Source organism: Ekhidna sp. (assembly GCF_963691765.1).
Taxonomy (GTDB): domain Bacteria; phylum Bacteroidota; class Bacteroidia; order Cytophagales; family Cyclobacteriaceae; genus Ekhidna.
On sequence record NZ_OY829375.1, the window covers coordinates 125,480 to 145,735 of the forward strand.

Annotated in this window: 18 protein-coding genes; 16 read left to right on the forward strand and 2 right to left on the reverse strand. The window is 36.2% G+C overall.

Annotated elements, in window-relative coordinates; translation table 11 throughout:
- Window positions 1-53: 53 nt before the first annotated feature.
- From ACY650_RS00605 to ACY650_RS00650, 10 genes are all read left to right on the forward strand, one after another.
- Window positions 54-950, forward strand: coding sequence for a helix-turn-helix domain-containing protein (locus tag ACY650_RS00605; protein ID WP_462250683.1), 897 nt, complete (start codon window positions 54-56; stop codon window positions 948-950).
- 79 nt (window positions 951-1,029) lie between these two features.
- Window positions 1,030-2,499 carry an alpha/beta hydrolase gene (locus ACY650_RS00610; protein WP_462250685.1) on the forward strand — a complete coding sequence of 490 codons (1,470 nt, stop codon included), beginning with the start codon at window positions 1,030-1,032 and terminating at the stop codon, window positions 2,497-2,499.
- A 78-nt stretch (window positions 2,500-2,577) separates the two neighbouring features.
- The gene (locus ACY650_RS00615) at window positions 2,578-3,474 is read left to right on the forward strand and encodes a haloalkane dehalogenase (protein WP_462250687.1); all 897 of its coding nucleotides are present in this window, start codon (window positions 2,578-2,580) and stop codon (window positions 3,472-3,474) included.
- Between the two features lie 41 nt (window positions 3,475-3,515).
- Window positions 3,516-4,088 carry a GNAT family N-acetyltransferase gene (locus tag ACY650_RS00620; protein WP_462250689.1) on the forward strand — a complete coding sequence of 191 codons (573 nt, stop codon included), beginning with the start codon at window positions 3,516-3,518 and terminating at the stop codon, window positions 4,086-4,088.
- Between the two features lie 3 nt (window positions 4,089-4,091).
- The gene (locus ACY650_RS00625; RefSeq protein WP_462250691.1) at window positions 4,092-4,793 is read left to right on the forward strand and encodes an SDR family NAD(P)-dependent oxidoreductase; all 702 of its coding nucleotides are present in this window, start codon (window positions 4,092-4,094) and stop codon (window positions 4,791-4,793) included.
- 2 nt (window positions 4,794-4,795) lie between these two features.
- Window positions 4,796-5,503, forward strand: a complete 708-nt coding sequence (locus ACY650_RS00630; RefSeq protein ID WP_462250693.1) for a metallophosphoesterase family protein — start codon at window positions 4,796-4,798, stop codon at window positions 5,501-5,503.
- Window positions 5,493-6,440 carry an ATP-grasp domain-containing protein gene (locus tag ACY650_RS00635; protein ID WP_462250695.1) on the forward strand — a complete coding sequence of 316 codons (948 nt, stop codon included), beginning with the start codon at window positions 5,493-5,495 and terminating at the stop codon, window positions 6,438-6,440. The genes ACY650_RS00630 and ACY650_RS00635 overlap by 11 nt, the downstream gene beginning before the upstream one ends.
- A 102-nt stretch (window positions 6,441-6,542) precedes the next feature.
- A complete protein-coding gene (locus tag ACY650_RS00640) occupies window positions 6,543-7,463 on the forward strand; it encodes an AraC family transcriptional regulator (RefSeq protein ID WP_462250697.1) in 921 nt (306 codons plus the stop codon).
- Window positions 7,464-7,469: 6 nt separating this feature from the next.
- Window positions 7,470-7,928, forward strand: a complete 459-nt coding sequence (locus tag ACY650_RS00645; protein WP_462250699.1) for a hypothetical protein — start codon at window positions 7,470-7,472, stop codon at window positions 7,926-7,928.
- A 39-nt stretch (window positions 7,929-7,967) separates the two neighbouring features.
- Entirely contained in the window at window positions 7,968-8,942 is a 975-nt protein-coding gene (locus tag ACY650_RS00650) for a DUF2927 domain-containing protein (protein ID WP_462250701.1), read from the forward strand.
- Window position 8,943: 1 nt separating this feature from the next.
- Here ACY650_RS00650 and ACY650_RS00655 read toward each other — a convergent pair whose 3' ends face one another.
- On the reverse strand, window positions 8,944-9,504 hold the full coding sequence (locus ACY650_RS00655) for a FeoB-associated Cys-rich membrane protein (RefSeq protein WP_462250703.1): 561 nt from the start codon (window positions 9,502-9,504) through the stop codon (window positions 8,944-8,946).
- 100 nt (window positions 9,505-9,604) lie between these two features.
- Window positions 9,605-10,900, reverse strand: coding sequence for a YHYH protein (locus ACY650_RS00660; protein WP_462250705.1), 1,296 nt, complete (start codon window positions 10,898-10,900; stop codon window positions 9,605-9,607).
- 583 nt (window positions 10,901-11,483) lie between these two features.
- On the opposite strand from ACY650_RS00660, the gene ACY650_RS00665 reads away from it, so the two are divergent.
- The 6 genes from ACY650_RS00665 (at window position 11,484) to ACY650_RS00690 (ending at window position 20,253) form a co-directional block, all read left to right on the forward strand.
- A complete protein-coding gene (locus ACY650_RS00665) occupies window positions 11,484-13,319 on the forward strand; it encodes a PLP-dependent aminotransferase family protein (RefSeq protein ID WP_462250707.1) in 1,836 nt (611 codons plus the stop codon).
- Between the two features lie 62 nt (window positions 13,320-13,381).
- The gene (locus ACY650_RS00670; RefSeq protein ID WP_462250709.1) at window positions 13,382-14,440 is read left to right on the forward strand and encodes a serine hydrolase domain-containing protein; all 1,059 of its coding nucleotides are present in this window, start codon (window positions 13,382-13,384) and stop codon (window positions 14,438-14,440) included.
- Between the two features lie 88 nt (window positions 14,441-14,528).
- Entirely contained in the window at window positions 14,529-15,251 is a 723-nt protein-coding gene (locus ACY650_RS00675; protein ID WP_462250711.1) for a VOC family protein, read from the forward strand.
- 163 nt (window positions 15,252-15,414) lie between these two features.
- A complete protein-coding gene (locus ACY650_RS00680; protein WP_462250713.1) occupies window positions 15,415-17,415 on the forward strand; it encodes an HlyD family secretion protein in 2,001 nt (666 codons plus the stop codon).
- 16 nt (window positions 17,416-17,431) lie between these two features.
- Entirely contained in the window at window positions 17,432-18,337 is a 906-nt protein-coding gene (locus tag ACY650_RS00685) for a M15 family metallopeptidase domain-containing protein (RefSeq protein ID WP_462250715.1), read from the forward strand.
- Window positions 18,338-18,393: 56 nt separating this feature from the next.
- Window positions 18,394-20,253, forward strand: coding sequence for a DUF3857 domain-containing protein (locus ACY650_RS00690; protein ID WP_462250717.1), 1,860 nt, complete (start codon window positions 18,394-18,396; stop codon window positions 20,251-20,253).
- The last annotated feature ends 3 nt before the right edge of the window (window positions 20,254-20,256 follow it).

Sequence of the window (20,256 nt, forward strand, 5' to 3'; positions counted from 1 at the left end):
ATCTTGTCTTAGAAGAATCTATAAGCTCGTTCAACTCTAAGTTTCCTATCCCAATGGAATTTAGCTTGTCCTATGGCCCATTAGCTTATTTCCACATACTATATATCAAAGACCCGAAAAGATTATTCCGCGCAAAAGATCTTTTACATTTTTTACCATCCTTCCTTTTAGATGGAGTACTCTTCGCGGCCATATTTACTTACATAAGCAACAATTTAGAATGGGCCTATGACAATATCTTGGTGATACAGGCCACTGCGTTGGTTATGGCACTATTGGGAGCAATTCAACTAAGCATATATGCCTATTTGATTTATAAAGAGGCAAAAGAGGCAAAACGTGTACTACGCGAGTTTCAAAAGATCAAAAAATGGCTAAACCTTCTGATTGCTATTTGGAGCTTTCTAATATCCTTTCTTTTCTTGGCCGCACCCATAGCGCTGATATTCATAGAACAAATGGATGACAACTCTGCGCTGATCTATAAACCAATAGGAACAATTATCGGATTGAGCATTTATGTATTGGGCTACTTCTATCTGTTGAAATATGTAAAAGTTGTTGAAACGTATACTGACCGAATCAAAAAATTTAGCTTTTCCGAGGAAGAATTAGAAGATAAGAAAAAGCAGATCTTGCATGCACTTAAGGAAGAAAAACTCTATCAAGATCCGGGTCTTACACTAGGGAAACTTGCAAGCCATCTTAATTGTCCGATCAACAGTGTATCCAATATTATTAACGAAACACTACAAACCAATTTTAACGATTTGATCAGCCATCATCGAATTGCAGCGTTCAAAGATCTGATCATCCAACCCGAAAGCAATAAGTACTCCATCGTAGGTCTCGGACAAGAAGTTGGATTCAGCTCAAAAGCTTCATTTTATAGAGCATTCAAAAAAGAAACAGGTATGACACCTTCTGATTACCTTAAAAAATCCAGTTAAAAGGTTTCAAATGACCATCTGAGACTTACTCATTTTGATTTTTTTCTACCCCACTGGGACTTTTGAAGAAAAAAAGAAAATGAAAAAGTTATCCATTATCGTAATCGCAATTCTTACCACTATCTTCAATGCATCAAGTCAGTCATTGGTAAACGTCAAAACAAAGAAGTTTAAAACTACTAGCGGAATCAAAATCGAAGGACAAGTCGGTTTTCTAGAAGTTCCTGAGAACAGAAATAACCCTGATAGCAGAAAGATCAAATTAAAATATGTTCATCTAAAGAGCATTTCAGATAACCCCGGCACACCAGTAATCTATCTCGAAGGAGGTGGTGGACAAATCACCTGGGAGGCCAGTAATCCAAAATACCTCAATGACAGATTGGAGTATTTAGAAGTAGCAGATCTAATATTCCTAGATCGCCGAGGTTCCAATGACAAAGCGCTTACCTACATATGGAAAGGTGAATATCCACAGGACTTCTTTGTTTCAGAGGAAAAAGCAAACCAACATTTTCAAAAAGTTGCCAGTGTAGCATTAGCTTCGTTCGAAGATAAAGGTGTTGATGTAAAAGGTTATACCATTGAAGAGCACGCCAATGATGTCAATGACTTAATGAGTGCACTTGGCTTTAACACCTATACATTCTTTGGCTTTAGTTATGGCACTCATATCGGCATGACCGTAATGCAGCTATTTCCAGAAAGTGTTGAACGAGCCATTTTAGTAGGAGCCGACGCACCTAATCAGGCGCTTAACTTCCCCAGCCATCTGGACAAACACATTAAGACTATAAGTGAGATGGTAGCAAAAGACAGCTCGATTAATCAGGCAATACCAGATTTTGAATCGTTTGTTTATGAGACTATGAAAAAGCTGGATGAAAACCCGGTGACAGTAACCGTTAAAAATCCACTGACTAGAAAAGAAATGGATTTAAAAATCGGTGGATTCGGTCTCGGTCTTATTCTAAGATTGGACATTGATGATGCCAACGATATACCAGTGATGCCAAGGCTATTATACTCCATCAATAATGGCGACTATTCAATACTCACCTGGTTTGTTCAACGAAGGATGACGTTGGCTATGGGAATACCAGGTCAAGGAATAAATCAGCAACTAGCCTCGGGAGTTAACGCCGCAAGATGGTCACAAATAGCAAAAGAGGCCGAGCAAAGTCAATTTGGAAATACCGTAAACTTTCCATTTTCAGCCGTCAAAGACCATTGGATTGATAATGAATTATCATTCAATTCTACAGAGCCGATAGAGTCAGACATTCCGACGTTATTTATCACTGGAACTTTGGATGCAAGAACCCCTGTTGAGCAAGTTGAAGAAACAATGAAGGGCTTTACCAATGCAATACACATTGAAGTAGAGAACGCTGGTCATGAGCAGGCCCAATGGGATGGTGATGTAGCTAACAAAATCATTCCAACATTTATGAAGAACGGTACCGTTGAAATTTTTGAAGCATACTATTCGGACATTGACTTTATAAAACTGACGGGCGAGGCAACAGGCCATCCATCATTAAAGTGAATTTACTCGCCATGACATTATACAAATAGGTAGAATAGAGCCAATATTTAGCTACATTTAATAAAATGACTTAATGCCATGATAGAAATAATTAGAACACCGGAGGAAAGATTTGAAAACCTTCCGGATTACAACTTCGCCCCTCATTACTTAGAATTGACGGACGGAATAAGAATGCACTACTTAGACGAAGGCGATAAAGCTAACCCTACGGTTCTTCTATTACATGGTGAGCCCAGTTGGTCATTTCTGTATCGCAAAATGATACCAATATTGGTTGCTAATAATTTCAGAGTTGTCACTCCAGATTTAATTGGTTTTGGTAAATCAGATAAACCGAAGAAGCAGTCTGATTACACCTATCAAAATCACATGGATTGGCTCACATCATTTATTGAGCAACTAAACTTGAGCAACATGTTATTGTTCTGTCAAGATTGGGGAGGCCTTACTGGATTACGGCTGGTGACCCAAATGCAAGATCGATTCGCTATGGTAGTTGCATCCAACACCACACTCCCTACTGGAAATATTGAAATGCCTGAAGTATTTCTCAAGTGGAGAGAATTCTCTCAAAAATCACCTGATTTTGATATTGGAAAAGTAATAGATAAAGGAACGGTCGCGGACCTTTCTGAAGAGGTAATAGCAGCATACAATGCCCCCTACCCATCCGAAGAATACAAAGCAGGTGCACGTATTTTTCCAATGTTAGTGCCTGTTGAGATGGATGACCCAGAGTCAGCAAAGAATCGATCAGCTTGGGAAATTCTTGCTCAATGGGAAAAACCTTTTCTTACCATATTCGGAGACCAGGATTACATCATGAAAGGTGCCGAAGTAGTCTTTCAAAAAATCATTCCTGGAACAAAAGGTCAAGATCATACCCACTTGAATGCCGGCCATTTTATTCAGGAAGAAAAAGGTGAAGAACTTGCAGAGTTGATTGTTGATTTTTACCAAAAAAATCAATAGGCTTAATAACGCTAAACCATCAAATTGATATGTTATTCTAAATGGACCGATATCGCGTACTTAGCAATCAAATATTCAAAAATGATACCCATCAATTGGTTCCAATTCGATATGAAGATAGAAAGCTAATCAGGCAATGGAGAAACGAACAGATGTATCATTTGAGACAGAATAAGCTGTTATCAGAAGAAGATCAGGACCATTATTTTAATTCAGTAGTAAAATCATTATTCTCAGATGAGGCTCCAAATCAACTACTATTTTCCTACCTAAAAGGAAATCAATGCTTAGGGTATGGAGGTTTGGTTCATATCAATTGGCTTGAAAAAAGCGGAGAAGTCTCGTTTGTTATGAATACCCAGCTCGAAAAAGAGGAGTTTGATTTGCATTGGTCTACTTATTTGACCCTGTTAGAAAAAGTGGTATTCAACGAGTTGAATTTTGAAAAAATCTCTACGTATGCTTACGATTTAAGGCCACATTTGTATCCGGTATTGGAGAAGAATGGATTTTTAAAAGAAGCTGTATTAAAAAATGAGGTCAATTTTGATGGTCAGCTGGTTAATGTAGTTATTCATTCGAAAGTCAATCCATCTTTGAAAAATGAACACTAAGAAATGAAGCAAAGACATGCGATTATAATTTCCGGTGCTAACAGAGGTTTGGGCAAAGCCTTATTTGATCTTTTATTTGAAAAAGAATCTATCGAATTTGTAGTCTCACTTTCAAGGCGTCTTTCTGAAAGTCAAAAGGAGCTAACCGATGACCCAAGATTCATATTTATTGAACAAGATTTGTCAGAGCTATCGTCTCAAACCTCCCTTCAAGAATTGGATAGACTCAAAGACACAGTTGATAAAATTACTTTCATTAATAATGCCGCAATCATTCATCCCATTGATGGTGTGGGAAACTTTAACGATGGCGATCTATTGCAATCAATCAAGGTGAATATCCAAGCACCTATGATCATCATCAACTATCTAATTGCAAGCTTTTCTCAAAAGGAGTTAGATATAGTAAACATATCATCAGGTGCAGCGAACCGTCCAATCGATGGTTGGAGTATCTATTGCAGCGCTAAAGCATACATGAAAATGTTTATTGAGTCACTTGAGCAACAAGAACAAAATAACCCATCAATAAATGCAATAAATATTGATCCTGGTGTCGTTGACACTGATATGCAAAAAAGTCTTAGAGAATCAAACTCTGGAGCATTTACAAGACATCAAGATTTTGTAAACCTAAAGAATGAGGGTTTGCTTCAGACACCTCAAGCCGTAGCTGCACAGATAATAGAAAACTTGAATATTTAAATATGATAGTCGCTGTAATTTCTGATATCCACGGCAACCACTACGCCCTTGAAAAGGTCTTGAATGAGGCAAAGAATAGTGATGTAGAGAAGCTACTGGTCCTTGGCGATATTGTTGGCTACTATTACACTCCAGATCGTATATTATCAATGCTTGATGAATGGGATTACGAGTTGATTCGCGGTAATCATGAAATACTTCTTCAGCAGCTGTCGAATAATGAAATATCGCTTTCCACACTGCAACCTAAATATGGCAGTGGTCATAAAATAGCATTAGACAGGCTAGAAAAGGAACAAATTCACAAACTAGTGAGTGCTCCTGATCAGCAAAAATTGAAAATAGACAATACTACCGTGCTAATGTGTCATGGTTCAAATTGGGATCCATATTTTTATTTATATCCTGATACAGATGAAGAAATCTTAAAGCGAAGTGGAGAAGTAAACGCTGATTTTGTTTTTGTTGGTCACTCCCATTATGCATTTGTTCATCACAATGAAAACAATGTACTTGTGAATGTTGGTTCAGTTGGTCAATCAAGGGCAAAAGGAGGCATTGCTAATTGGCTAATTCTTGATACTGTGAGTCAAACCTTTGAGTTGAAAGAGACCAGCTATGATGTAAATCCTTTGATTGAGGATGTTAAAAAAATTGATCCAGAAGTAGACTATTTGATTAACGTATTAAAACGTAATAATGAAAACTAAGTATGCATTTCTTGTAACCGGATGCGGAGGCGATCTTGGCCAAAGTATTGGTAAAATACTGAATGAGCTTGATCTTGTTGGCTCACTTTATGGAATGGATATCTCCGATAGAAATGCGGCTCAGTTTATTTTTGAAAATTTCACTGTTGGACTTCCTTGCAACAATCCAAATTACCTTAAAAGTCTCAAGGAATTTATCGCCAGTAATGATATTGACTTTGTTATTCCAGCTTCGGAGCAAGAGCTCCGTTATTTTTTCGAAAATGACATTACTCAAAATATTGGTAGCGCTCAATTGGTAACAGCATCCACTAAGGCGTTAGAGGTGGGCTATGATAAATTAAACACTGCAATATTTTTAAAAGAGAATAGCCTACCCTTTCCAGAGACAAAGCTTTTAAGTGAAACAAATTCAATTGAATTTCCAATCATATTGAAATCTCGAAGTGGTTCTGGAAGTTCACAAGTACATATCATAAAGGACAAAGAATCCTTTGATTTCTATTCAAAAAGAAACCCCGACTTTATAGCTCAAGAATATCTTGAAGGTGATGGCGGTGAGTACACTTGTGGGCTTTATAGGAGTAGCAATCGAGAGGTGAGAACTTTAATTTTTAAAAGGGAACTTACTGCCGGTGGTTACAGCAACTATGGCGAGGTTGTTGAAAACCAAACCATTGAAAAATTACTACACGATATATCTACCTCACTAAATTTTTTTGGAAGCATTAACGTGCAACTTAGATTAACAAAAAAAGGAGCAGTAGTTTTTGAAATCAATCCACGGTTTTCGAGTACGGTATTATTTCGACATATGTTAGGATTCAAAGACTTAGAATGGTCTATTGAAGATGCCTTGGGTATGGAAATATCACCATATACGAATAAGTCGGTAGGTAAAAAATTCTATAAAGGTTTTAGTGAATTTATAAGTTAGAATAGACTACCAACAACAGATAAGCAAGATTTATCAAATTCGATTCATATTTGGATCATAACTTTAGCTTCGTTTTCCACTTTATTATTAACAAGTCTGAGTATGTCCACAACAGAATCTAAAATCCAATCAGACTATCAAAACAGAATAAATAAAGTATTTGAATTTATAGATGATCATCTAACCTCTAAACTTAACTTAGAATTGATCGCCGAGGTTGCCCACTTCTCTCCATTTCATTTTCATCGTGTATTTAGACAAATCACTGACGAAACATTAAATGAATACATAACAAGAAGAAGAATAGAAAAATCTGCCCTAGATCTAATCCATAAAAATGATAGCATCACAGAGATATATCTGAAGTATGGATTTAACGATAGCTCTTCATTTTCCAGATCATTCAAGAAGTTTTATGGGATCAGTCCTACAGAATTCAAAAAGAAAAACCCTAATAGATACAGCAAGATTAGCCAACTAGATAGCAATAATGGTCAAGTGAATAGCAATCACGAAAAATACATTTGCGCCATTACTAATCTTAAAAATTGGATCGATATGAATGCACAAATTGAAGTAAAAGAGATGGCAGCTATGGAAGCAGCCGCTGTGACCCACTTAGGAATATTTGACGTGGAAAAGGCTTTTGATAAATTGTTGATGTGGGCAAATTCAAAACATCTTTTAGAAGATCCTGAAGCCAAAATTGGAAGGATCTTTTACGACAGCGTGAAAGTAACTGCTCCAGATAAAGTAAGAATGAGTGTCTTTCTTTCCACTAGTAAACCTTTCGAAGTGGAAGGTGAGATCAATAAACTCTCTTTAGGTAGTACGAAATGTGTTGTAGGAAGGTACGAAATTACTCCTATGGATTTTGAAAAAAGCTGGACCGGTTTGTTCGTATGGATGAACGAAAATGGATACAAGAAGAGTCCGGAAAACCCTTTTGAAATCTATCATAATGACTATAGAAAGCATCCTGAAAATAAATTTGTTGTAGACTTGTGTATTCCAATTGAATAGGAATAAATGATCAATAAAGAGTTAGTAATTATTTTGCTACTAAGTGCTGTCCTAATCTCCTGCGATGGAGACAGCCTTTCACCAATTGGTGAAGGATCTTTCACTGTTTTCTCGGATGGAGCATCCACTACTTATACGTCTAACTTTGGGTTCTTCTCAGAAGGTGAGCTAATCTATTTAAACTCTGAAAACAGCCCAGCAACTGGGAATTTAAAAGGTATTGATGCAGTGGGACTATTTGGACCATTTTCGAATAGTGATGGAGTTATCCCAGGAGAATATAACGTAGGATATGCCGAGGTGTACATATTTAGTGGTACAACTGATGTTACACTAATAGGCAATGGAACTGCTGAAATTTCAAAAGGTAAGAGATTTCTAGAAATCGAATACAAGCTCAATATGCGTAATGGTGATACCGTTGTTGGTAGTTATACGGGTAACTTTCAACAAATTGGAAACTAAAAACCTATCTTCACCTAAATCCACTTGACTGTACTCGCTATGAAACTTAAAATTTTATCGCTAGCTATTCTAACAGTTTTAATAAATGCTTGTGGTGATGGAGAATCTGCACTTGAAGCGAATTTAATCGTCGAAAATTTTAATGCATCTTTAACAGAGAGGCCAAGTGATAATCAGGTTATTGGGAATCTAATTGTCACTACCAACATCGATGATGTCAAGTACGAAATTATAAATCAAAGCATCGATGATGCATTGAGCATTGATAATAGCACCGGTCAAATTATCGTGAAAGATGCTGATCTATTCGACATAAATGTTAGAGATAACATACAAGCAGAAGTAGAAGTAACTGGTGGTGATATCCTACAGATAGCAGAGGTTTCGGTTGACCTAAGCTTACCTGAAATCACCATTGATTATTTCAAGGATATTGCATTAGGCTTTGAAAATGGAGGTGCATCGGAAATTACAAGAAAATGGAAAACCACCATGAAAATTTTCATTGATGGTTCACCATCATCCACCCTGACTACTAAGGTTCAACAAACCGTCGATGATATTAACGAATTAGCAACAGATGGATTCTCTGTCGAAATAGTTCAGAGTCAAAGTCAGTCTAATTGCTACATGTATTTTGGGACAGCATCTGAGTTTGAAGCACTATTTCCTGGAAGCGATGTGGGGACTAACTTTGCAATCTTCAATGTTTGGTGGAACAGTGATGTTATTAATGAAGCAAGAATATTTATTGATACTGAGCGTCCAACCATATCTCAACAACTTAGTGTTGTGCTTGAAGAAATCACTCAGGTATTAGGTTTAGGAAAAGATTCACCAAGATTTTCTAACAGCATATTTTATGAAACCCAAACCAATGGTGGATTTGCCACCCAATACTCAGATGTTGATAGGGAATTGGTAAGACTTCTTTACCATCCAGATATGGAGATTGGATTAAATAGCATTGCTGTAGACACCAAACTTAGAAGTATCATAAGAAACGAGTGGTGATCTATTGATCGTTTTTCTTATCTCTCACAACCTTAATTACCAGGAACAAAACAAGTACAGCAATGAGGGCATAAATGATAAGATTACTACTCTCACCTGATCGTATTTCTTCAAATACATAACTATGAGATTCAAAATCAAAAGTTGCCAGCCGTTGCTCTTGATTGAAATAGTTTAGATATGCATCCGAGCCATTAGCCACTCTAAAAAGCACAATCGAATGTTCATGCTCATCAAAAGCATCCACCTTTATTGTCAGAAAATCAGGATTTGATGGTAGACCATTAACGATGAAGGTAGATTCAAAACTTAATCCACCATACTTCATTTCTACTGGAGATATAGAAAGTTGATTCCCTTCGAACTTCAAAGACAGGTTCTCTATAATATGCTTAGACGTTTGCTCCAGGAAATCATCTGAATTCAGATTAGTACCTTTTAGATCAGGTCGATTGGCATAAATCGCATCACGCAAATAGCTGGTCTTTTGCTTGAAATTAAGTATCCAAACATCATCTTTATAACTCAAAGAATATTCAGAAAGCACAATATTATGTGCCACACTCTCGCTGCAAAAGAACGTGCACATAAAGGTGAAAAAGAAGACAAAAAAATGCGCCCTTAGTGGGGCGCATCTATATCTAGCATTCAAATTAATTGAATTAGTTAGTAAAATCATTACTTGGAGTACCGTAGAAGCATCTTGGAATTGAAGGGTATGTATCCGTAATCACATAGATATACCCTAATGTCGGATCCTCGTAACCATTGCACTCATCCAAATCACCAAGACCAGCAACATATTCATAGTCTTCGTTATACGTTCCATCAGGACAGCCGCTCGGAGCCGATACACCATCTCCTCCTCTATCTGTTGTCTTAAGTCTGAAACTAGAACTAAGCTCTACTACTGATCCATCTTTATTTCCATACTTGTAATAAATCGGGAAACCATCAGCAGCCCACCCTACTTGCGCAGTGGCTGAGCCATCAATAGCTCTATCATCAATATAGGCTGAAGGAGTCGCATGATGATGGTATATTCCATTCGGAAACACATGAGAATTATTACAATCAGTACCTAAGCTGATATTCCCACTCAATGCGTTTTCATTCCAATCATTATTATCCTCACCAGTACTGGTGTTAGTAAAAAATTCATTAGCAATTGGCGCCAAAACAATACCATTGTCTAAAATTCCAAACCAGTATCTTGGAGCTCCATTGCTGGTTGTCAAGCTAGTGGTAGAATTGTTTTTTGATGGATTGGCATCCACAACAAAAGTTTTATCCGTCTCAGTGATAGTATTAGGATTACCCGGGTTAGGAAATTGACCCACATTATGATCTGGAATACTGTTAGAAACAATTGTTCTGTCATTGCCAGAAACGCTCATGGAATATTCGGATGAAACACCGAGTACTGTCTCTATATCCACAGTACAGTTTGAAGCATCTAAATCAATAGCATAGGAGTCAGTAGTATTCTCGCATTCATTACTAACCATTCCGTCATCTTCATCATCATCCATTATCATAAGTGATAGCGAACCATTACTCCCCACAACAACATTTGTGTTGTCAGGGAATGACACGGTTACGGTAATCGTTTCATCATCTTCTTCGTCATCATCATCTACCGCGGTAAATGTCAATAATGAAGTAGAAGCTCCGTTCGCGATTTCTGTAACTCCAGAAGAAATTTCATAATCTGTATCAAAAACGGCAGTACCACCCAAGTTTAATTCAAACGCAATGGCATCTCCATCATTGGGATTGTCGAGAGCGACAGTTAGCACACTAGATCCACCATCTTCAGCGAGTGTTGCAGAAGTTGCAGTAATAGATGCATTGAATGTTGTCGCGTTTGATCCACCACCATCGTCACTACCGCAACTGGTAATAAATATTGTAGAGGAAATTAAAACTAGCAGAATGATTAAGCTTAAATTTTTCATCGGTATCTTAATGGTTATCTAAGTAAAATATAAAACGGATTAATAAAGAAGAAATAATAAGGCGATTTCTCAATGTATTATTTCTTACTAATTAAGATGCCTTCCAAAGGCAAAACTTGCGGGCAATTGTTTTTTAATTCAATTTGGTTATTAATTTCAATTGTAAAATGTCTGCATTAGTCATAGCACTTATATTGATATTCCCCGCTAACCTCCTGTTGTTGGTAACAATATGGAGAATGTCAAATATTTCGGAATTGAAGGCATCAACAGGTGTATTCTATTTCTTAATATTTAACACAATCTATATTGGGCTATTCCTCGAATATCAATTCCTAAATCTTGAATTCAGATTGCTCCATAAAATAATCGTAATGTCGATTCTGATTATTGCTATCGCATTACTCTTAAAAAAACCGATAATTATCTGGCTTATTAGAACCTTCAAGCTTAAGAATTAATCCGTTTTTTTAATTCAATCAATGCATTTTTAGTGTAGCCTACGGTACCAAACAATCAATTCATACCTAAGTAAAAGCACTGATTTCATATACTTGCAGTCTCATTAAAAACGGTGACTTAAATGGTGCGGAAAGAAGTGAAAAATTTTATAGAAGGTGTACTAGATAATTTACCCGAAGATTGGGTGAGGCTAACTACACACAGGTTGGATATCTATAATGAAGAACTGGCCAAAACAGAATTTTTAGAACAGTTCGATTCCTTATTCAAAACCAGTAAAGTAAGTCAGGAATTACTTTCTAAGCTACCTACCGCTTTTGACTACATAAGATTGGGCCATCCGCTTTCATGCGTACTGGAATGGGCGATTGCTAAATCAAATAATTTGCCTTCGGACAATGTGATCAGTTTCTCATCATCCACAGTTCCAATCTTAGCTATTCTCCGTAAAAATCAGTTTGAAAAAAAGAGAACCAAAGTTTTCCATAGCAATGCTTTACCAAAGCACTTTGACCTTGAGGTTGTAAAGCGTGTTTACGAATATGATTTAGAGGTTGAGCATGTTCAAAATATTTCTGACGTTACATCATTTGATGGTAGTAGCATTTACCTATCAGACAGTAGCGATGCTACGAATTTAACGCTTGATTCAAGCATTGATTTTCACATCAGTATTCATAATCAAGCTGGAAGTGTAATCATTGTTAATAGAGAGAATACTGATTATATCTCCGAAATTCAGCACGTCAGAAGAAGAGAGACCATTGCTATGACTCCAGCGAACTGTCTGAATGTATTGGAAACCTTTGCTGGCAAGGATATCATTTCATCTACTTCTAATAAAGATCAAAAGGTCAGCGTTTTAGAAACCATTAAATCAATTACTGGAACGAATACGAATGGTTTAGTTGCCTCAAGCGGTCTTTCCATTCAATATGCAATCCTCATGGGATTGGTGCATGATGCGAGAGTTAACCATCCTGATAAAGAAATAAGAATAATTGTACCTCCAAATTGCTATGGTGGAACAAACGATCAAGCACGACGAGTTGCGGCATGTTTGTCTGAAGTGGAGATTGTCGACTTTCCAGTTGATGCAGGAAATGACATGGTGCAAAGTATCGATATGATATTGAATGATATGGCACAAGAAGACGCAGTGCCATTAATAATTGCTGAAATCCCAACTAACCCTCGAGTAGAGGTGCCTGATCTTGAGAAATTGAGAGAAGCGCTAAGTAAAAGCCGTTCGACTCCCAATGGAAGTACAGCGATAGATCCTGTTTTCATTTTGGATCAAACATTTTGTCCGAATGTACATTTCTTAGGAGCAAATGACATCCTTGCTTCAGTAAGAACAATATCTTTTGCTAGTGGATCCAAATTTCCGAGCGGTGGTCTATGCACAGCCGGATACTGTGTTGCCAATGAACGAGCTGAAAATTTGATTAACAGAATTGAACAGCACCTATTGTTATGTGATAATGAGGCGACTGACTTCCAATATGATATTCTGGCAAGACAAATGCCTTCCATGATCCAACGGATTGCCGGTGCTTACCAAAACACACGCTCCTTTGTGAAATTTATTGAAGAGTACCTTCCTGATGCTAAAATTAACTTTGTCTCAGAAGAACTTGCCGATCAAGGTTTTACACCTTCAGTATTTTCATTAGACCTTCCGACTAAAGGTAATTCTCCTGATGAAAGAGAAGCCTACAAACGTGAGCTAAATCTTAAATTGATTAACCTCATGATTTCAGAAATACCAGAGGAAAGTAAATACTGTGTGAGCTACGGACAACTAAAGGGTTGTTATTGGACAGTCCCTGCTACATCCACCCAGGGTACAACAAAAGAAGGAGACAAGGATTATATAGCCCGCGTTGCTCTATCTGCAAATATGGATTTAGAGAAGCATAAAAATGTTTTCACACAATTTGTTGAGTCTTTGTGAATTGAACTAAACAAAGTGTATTTCTGTAAGTTCTCCAAATAGTTTTTAACAGATTTAACAGAATGAGGCTAAGAAATCTATTTTTGATTCTCACATTGGTTACGTTTCACATTGGTGTTATTGGACAAGAAAAATTCAAATACGCCGAGCCTGAAGAAAAAGGATTTTCCAGCGAAAAATTAGAAACTCTAAAAAATCATTTAGAAGAAAGTGGCTCTTCATCGATGATCATAATGATTGATGATGCAATCATTTTTGAATGGGGTGACACGAAGAAAAAGCACCTGATACATTCTATTAGAAAAGCAATGCTTAACTCACTGTATGGAATAGCAATTGCCAATGGTGATATCGATACGACAGCTACCCTCAAGTCACTTGGTATTGATGACATTGATGCTTTAAGTGATCAAGAGTTAGAAGCATCTATTGCTGATCTACTAAGATCAAGATCCGGAGTTTATCATAATGCGGCAGCAGTTAACAATGCAATGTTGAGAGGCAGACCAGAAAGGAACACATACAAACCAGGAGCGTATTATTACTACAACAATTGGGACTATAACGCTCTAGGGGCTATTCTGGAACAAGAGACTGGAAAAAGCATTTACGAAATGTTCAATGAGGAAATTGCAAAACCACTGGGGATGGATTACTCAGGGGAGTATGTAACGTTAGATGTGGGTTCGGAAGATATTGAAATACCCAATACAGATGGATTTTATCAATACGAACGCAGCCAATCGAAATACCCGGCGTATCATTTTAGAATGTCTTCACAAGATTTAACCCTTTATGGACAGTTGTATTTAAATCATGGGGTTTGGAACGGTGAGCAAATTCTAAGTAAGGGTTGGATTGATGTGAGTACAAAACCATATTCGGTATACAGTCCCCAATATGGCAATGCTTATGGTATGCTCTGGCGCGTTCGAGTACCGGGAGAAAACACCAAGAGAAATTCATTCTTCCATACCGGTTTAGGAATTCATATGCTTGGAATCTATCCGGACTCCAGGCTTGTGATGGTTCACCGAGTAAACACTGAAGATGATTATAATTATAATGAAGGTGACTTCTATAAAATGATAAGGCTATTGTTTAACTCAAGGTTAGAATAGTAGCTGACTCTTGTAATTTGGTAGAACTCATTTCGCATTAAACCTCCATGATTACTTGCTAAATTACTCTTAGAAATAAAGTAATTTGATGAACAAGGATTCTTCCCGAAGACTAGCATTTTTCGCAACAACAATATTGATTTCTTACTTCGGTGTGGGTCAGAAACTGAGTATTGATCACATCATTGTAGTTGGTAAAGATTTAGATAAAATGGTGCAGGAATATGAAGAAAAAGGATTCCATATCAAATCAGGACGACTGCACGACAATGGATTAAGGAATGCCCATATTAAGTTCTCGAATGAGAGTTCGCTAGAATTAATGACTGTTATTGGTGAGCCTAAAGACCCAATAGCGAGCACATACAACCAATTGATAAAAAAGAATATTAAAGGTGCATACATAGCTCTGACAGGTGTTCAACAAGATCGTATTGAATCAGCCTTAAATAACCTTGATTACGAATATCAAATAGTTAAGAACAAATTATGGACTTATGTCACCTTTCCAGAAAACTCCGATTTTGCTCACATATTCTTTATCATCTACCATAAGAAATTAACTGAAACAGACTACTATACAACTCATTCTAACGGAGCAATCAAATTTCAATCAGTAACTATATCAGGTTCAGATAGACTTTTCAAGTTCCTTGATCAGTTTTCGATTGAATCAAGTACTTCGCTTATTCGAACACCCACAGGAGATATACTTCTACAGGATAGGCCTAAAGGTGTACGTCCAGCTATAATGCAAGTTATTTTTGACCAAAGAAATGGCGAAGAGTTGCTATTAGTGCTTGATAACTGATTTAATATTAACAGCTGGAAGACTTAGAAAAGTAAGTGTATCTTATCTCATACTAATCATATTAAATTCATATTGTGATTTCACAACTTCAGAATAGATTTTATCAATCAATGATATTCGTATCTTTAATTCAAACGCATATTCGCTTAACCAAATCACTCGGATGACCAGAACCAAACTTTTACTCCCACACATTTTAGTTTTATCTCTTTCGTACTACTCAAACGGGCAAAACCAAATTGATGGTACTTTAAAATTTGACTATACACCTAAGCAAATTTTTAGAGCAAATCATACAGGAACAATAGAAGTCTTGCCAGATGCAAAGTCGATTTACATTCCTAAAAAATCAAATACGAAAAAACCTATTGCTCAAATTAGATCACTTGAATTTTTATCCAAACAAAACAAACTTATTGGTGACATCAATTTGATCGATAAGATGTTTGACAACTACAACTTACGTACTATTCATTCCCAAAAGAGACCAAATCTATTGAGTAAGAAGCTTTTATGGGAAACACCAAAAATGGAACGATATGTCAAACAATATCTTTTCCGACAATCCAATGAGGAGATTCTATCTAACTTAAAAATCATCAATAATCATGAAGGTCTAATTATTTCTGATGAGGTACTTGCTTCAAAAGAAGCAATTCAAATTCTTGCAGATTTGAAAGGTTTAAACACTGACAAAAAGTTATCGAAAGAAATTCTACAAGCTTATATCGACTATGGCCTTGATAAAATTCTTACTCAAGGCGGGAATAATCAGCCTATTACCATCGACTATTACAGCAACTTTAGAGTAAGTAAAATTCTTCCTAATAATGTTTCACTAATTGAGGATGGGAAAGCATTGCTTCAACTTAGATCCTTTAGATCTGGAGGAGATCCTTCGAAAGAAATAAAGAAATTCCATGACTACTGGAATGAGAGAAGCGCAAAAAAGTATGCCAGGTCTTATAGAGATAGGGTTTTTATTGATGTACTTAAATATGGAGAACTTCTTATTGAACAAGAATTTTCTACAGAAGAAGTGTTAGATGATATGACTAAAGATCTAATAAGAGCTTTTGAAAAATCACTGGAAGTAAAGGAGTACTATGACGCTCTCGCAGAATATCTTGACAACCTAAGTTCTGAAAACTTTCAAAAAGTCCCGTTTGAAAAGGTTGAGTCCAATTACGAGACAATTTATCGGGCCATTTCAATTATAAAAAGTAATCAAACTGAAAGCAGTGAAAAATATTTTGAGGCTATTGGTATCAAAAAAATTATACCTTTTTTGTCGGAAAGTTATGTGAGTGGCATTAATGGAAGTCGTGCAAGTGTTTATATATCCCCAAGCTCTACCTTCTACTTAGCTCATGGAAAGTCTATTTGCTTTCCTTTTGCATGCGCCGGCACATATAAATCTCTAGATCTCAACACAGTTAAAGAGGTGATTCATGATTTGCAATCCATGGATCAATTGTATGCATCATACATTTCTCGCTACGTTGAGAAAGTAACTGATCTCAACTTCGTGGAATATGATCAAATTGTGAAGGAACTTTTGTATCAAAGATCGTTAGGTGAAGATGCCCTGTTTCTTGACTATACAAAATTGTTAGAATCTAAGATTGAATTGTATATGAATCAAAGTAGATCATATGATGATGGAAAATTGCATTCATCACAATCAATATGGATCGATTCACTAATGGTTCAAAAAAAACAATATGTTCAAAAAGGTGATCCGCTATTTTCTGGTAGAATTATCGACCCAAAGAGTGCTGAAGTCAGGCTGAAACTTAATCAAAAGCAAATTAGATCGATTACGCAATGCGATACGCTATTAATAACACCAAGATTAGATGCTGAAAATATTCAATTATCCGCAGCAGAAATTCCACAAGAACTTATGAAAAAATTAGCTATCGAAATATCTGGTAAGCTACGATTAGTAATGAAGATTCAAGATATACTTCCAGATACAGATAGCAAGTTTGATATTATCGGAATATGTTTCTATGATAACAGTAAATCTGTATTAAACACAGATGCGTTTTCCAAAAAGGAGTTAAAATCTCTAGAGAGAGCAAATATTCTAAGAAAAGAATCACTTAACACTCCTATTTTCTTTGATCTAATTGATTATGATGTTGAAGTTAGTTTTTAGTAGTCTATCGATAACAATGGTAGTCATATTGTGTCATGGACAAAGCATGATTGAACGCATACCACATTGGATGGATGAAAAGTCTTTTGAATTGGATTATTACCTAAGAAATAATGAAATCGAACCTTCTATCAAGGTCAACATACCTAAGAGAAATCAATCAATTGGAAGCCTTGCTCATCTAAATATCAAGGATAATAATATTTATGAATCGGATCCTTTTAAAGGATTGGACCCATTTTTTCAAAAAAATTTAGAGTCTGCTATTTTAGAAGCGGTGAATAAAGATATTGATGTATACATTGTCAGTCTCTGGAGGTCTCCTTCCTATCAAGCATCAATTCAGAAAGGATATGAGAAAGGTGAATATGGAATTGCATATAAACCAGCCACTTTCAGTTATCATACCTCAGGTCTTGCAGCAGATATTTGGGTCAATGACAAAGATCTTGAAGAATGGCATAAGATTTTAGACAAATGGAATTTATGGGCTCCTATACCTGGCGATAGGAATCATATTGAGCCTATTCCGGATTCAATGTTCAAAGGCGGATCTTTCCAAATGATGTTTACTTTCTCTAGTTATCCAGAGGATAATTTTAGTGGTGGATGGAACTTCCACAGTTATAGACAGGGGCAACCTCGAGATATTGAATATAGAACGCCAGAAGAAACTGTTGAAGCAATTAAAAGAATAGAATTAGAAAAGCAAAGACTGGCATTAGAAAAGCAAAGACTAGCTGAATTCAACAGAGAAATTGATGCTTTTGTCCAAGAGATAGATAATGAATGGCTTGATCTAGAAAATGAATTATTTGCAGAAAAAAGTGAGACAGATTATTGGTACGAGAATTTTAACAAAAGTGAATGGAATTTTGAGACTCAATATAATGAGGCCAATGATTTAGACATAGATAACTAAAATCATTTTTTTAATCTTAAAATCCAGTTCAACGAATTACATCAACGACTCCAGCTATGCAAAAACGTGGGAATAGAACGCGAATAATTTTACAAGTCTTGTTCACAACTTTTGTCTCATTAGGGTCAGCACAGATCTTGAAGTATGAAACAAAAGTCGAACTGATTAAAGAAACACTTGTCACAGAAAGGTCATATCTAATTCAAGTAAATAGTTCGGAAAATAGAGATTGGGGTGAAATAATAATTCCACACGGAGATAATGATAACTTCACTCTATTGTCTGCAGAAATTCTAGATAAAGATGGAGAAGTAGTTTATCGTCCAAAGAAGAAAGATATCCTGACACGAAACAGATTCTCTGAATCTTCATTTCATGAGGATGATCAAATAACGGAATTGAACCTATTTTGGAATGAATATCCTTATCAAATCAAATATTCTTATAAAAGAAGTGCGAGAAATTATACATACCTCTTGAGGTGGACTCCTCCTGTAGATAAAGGAATTACCCCTCTGGTAAGTAATGTTGAAGTTATAGTTCCTCAAAATACCAACATCCATATAAATAGCACAGATGAATTCAATCTAACCGAGAATATTGAAAATGGTAAAAGAAGAATGAAGTGGACGTTGCTATTGAAAGAAATCCCTGGTAAAGAAGTCTACTCTCCTATTTATTGGGAAAATCTACCAAGCATCATTGTTGCTCCGGAAAGCTTTAAATATGGCGTTGAGGGAAGCCTTTCTTCCTGGTCTGAATATGGTGACTGGTTTCTAAAACTTAACTCAGGCATTGATGAAATTACATTTGAAGAAAAGATAAATGTTAAGAACATTCTCAAAGGTCAAAGCAATTTACAAGACAGTATAGCTGCTTTGTATCACTACTTACAAGACAATACAACCTATGTAAATGTCAGTATTGACCTTGGGGGATTAAGATCATATCCGGCTTCATATGTCTGTGAAAACAAGTTTGGAGACTGTAAAGCATTAACAACCTACATGAAAGGCCTCTTGAATTATGCAGGAGTACAATCAAATTATGTTCTTATAGACGCAGGAAATAACTACTATTCCGATGGATGGATTGTTGATGAATCTCCTGGCCCCCAATTCAATCATATCGTACTTGCTGTCCCAACAGAATCTGATACCATTTGGTTGGAAAACACATCGACAGTCTTACCTACTGACTATGTTGGGACGAGTCTACAAAATAGAAAAAGTCTTTGGCTGGAAGAAGGTCAAAGTCAATTGATAGAAATGCCCAAGCTATCGTTGGAAGATGTGATGAATAAATCGATTTTTAATTTTCAATTGGACACTATTGGAAGCGGAGAATTGAATTCTACTATCACTATGAGGGGTAAATCTTTTGAGCAGACGCGATACAGAAATAAGTCCCTTAAAAAAGATGAAATCGAAAATCGAATAAAAAGAGACGTCAAAATCAAAAAATTCACTTTAGAGAATTATGAGATTATCGACGAGAGTCGCGATTCTTTATTCAATCAAATCAAAATAAGCGGAGTAGTTAAGGGTCAAATTCAAGAAATAGAAGATATAAAGGCAATTAGACCTCCTAAGATCAAAATTCCAGACTTTGAAAAATCAGATGGCAGAAAAAGAGATGTAAAAATCAACATGCCTATAAACGAAATGATTACTTCCAGTTATGACTTGACATCTTTCGATCAGATTTCATTAGCACCAAAAGAAGTAAGTCTTGATTCCAAATATGGATCTTATAAATTCACTATCATAAATACTGATAGAGTAATTGAAGTAAATCAGCATTTCACGTTAAAAAGAGGTTACTACTCTATAGATGAATATCCTGAATTTTATCAATTCATTTCTAAAGTCAAGAATAATCAGAAGAAATTAGCAGTTGTGTTCACTACAAATTAACCA

Excerpts from the sequence above, each read along its gene's own strand:
- ACY650_RS00605 (WP_462250683.1), top strand. The coding sequence starts at position 54 with ATGGAATTTAGCTTGTCCTATGGCCCATTAGCTTATTTCCACATACTA.
- ACY650_RS00610 (WP_462250685.1), top strand. The coding sequence starts at position 1,030 with ATGAAAAAGTTATCCATTATCGTAATCGCAATTCTTACCACTATCTTC.
- ACY650_RS00615 (WP_462250687.1), top strand. The coding sequence starts at position 2,578 with ATGATAGAAATAATTAGAACACCGGAGGAAAGATTTGAAAACCTTCCG.
- ACY650_RS00620 (WP_462250689.1), top strand. The coding sequence starts at position 3,516 with ATGGACCGATATCGCGTACTTAGCAATCAAATATTCAAAAATGATACC.
- ACY650_RS00625 (WP_462250691.1), top strand. The coding sequence starts at position 4,092 with ATGAAGCAAAGACATGCGATTATAATTTCCGGTGCTAACAGAGGTTTG.
- ACY650_RS00630 (WP_462250693.1), top strand. The coding sequence starts at position 4,796 with ATGATAGTCGCTGTAATTTCTGATATCCACGGCAACCACTACGCCCTT.
- ACY650_RS00635 (WP_462250695.1), top strand. The coding sequence starts at position 5,493 with ATGAAAACTAAGTATGCATTTCTTGTAACCGGATGCGGAGGCGATCTT.
- ACY650_RS00640 (WP_462250697.1), top strand. The coding sequence starts at position 6,543 with ATGTCCACAACAGAATCTAAAATCCAATCAGACTATCAAAACAGAATA.
- ACY650_RS00645 (WP_462250699.1), top strand. The coding sequence starts at position 7,470 with ATGATCAATAAAGAGTTAGTAATTATTTTGCTACTAAGTGCTGTCCTA.
- ACY650_RS00650 (WP_462250701.1), top strand. The coding sequence starts at position 7,968 with ATGAAACTTAAAATTTTATCGCTAGCTATTCTAACAGTTTTAATAAAT.
- ACY650_RS00660 (WP_462250705.1), bottom strand. The coding sequence starts at position 10,900 with ATGAAAAATTTAAGCTTAATCATTCTGCTAGTTTTAATTTCCTCTACA.
- ACY650_RS00665 (WP_462250707.1), top strand. The coding sequence starts at position 11,484 with ATGGTGCGGAAAGAAGTGAAAAATTTTATAGAAGGTGTACTAGATAAT.
- ACY650_RS00670 (WP_462250709.1), top strand. The coding sequence starts at position 13,382 with ATGAGGCTAAGAAATCTATTTTTGATTCTCACATTGGTTACGTTTCAC.
- ACY650_RS00675 (WP_462250711.1), top strand. The coding sequence starts at position 14,529 with ATGAACAAGGATTCTTCCCGAAGACTAGCATTTTTCGCAACAACAATA.
- ACY650_RS00680 (WP_462250713.1), top strand. The coding sequence starts at position 15,415 with ATGACCAGAACCAAACTTTTACTCCCACACATTTTAGTTTTATCTCTT.
- ACY650_RS00685 (WP_462250715.1), top strand. The coding sequence starts at position 17,432 with ATGGTAGTCATATTGTGTCATGGACAAAGCATGATTGAACGCATACCA.
- ACY650_RS00690 (WP_462250717.1), top strand. The coding sequence starts at position 18,394 with ATGCAAAAACGTGGGAATAGAACGCGAATAATTTTACAAGTCTTGTTC.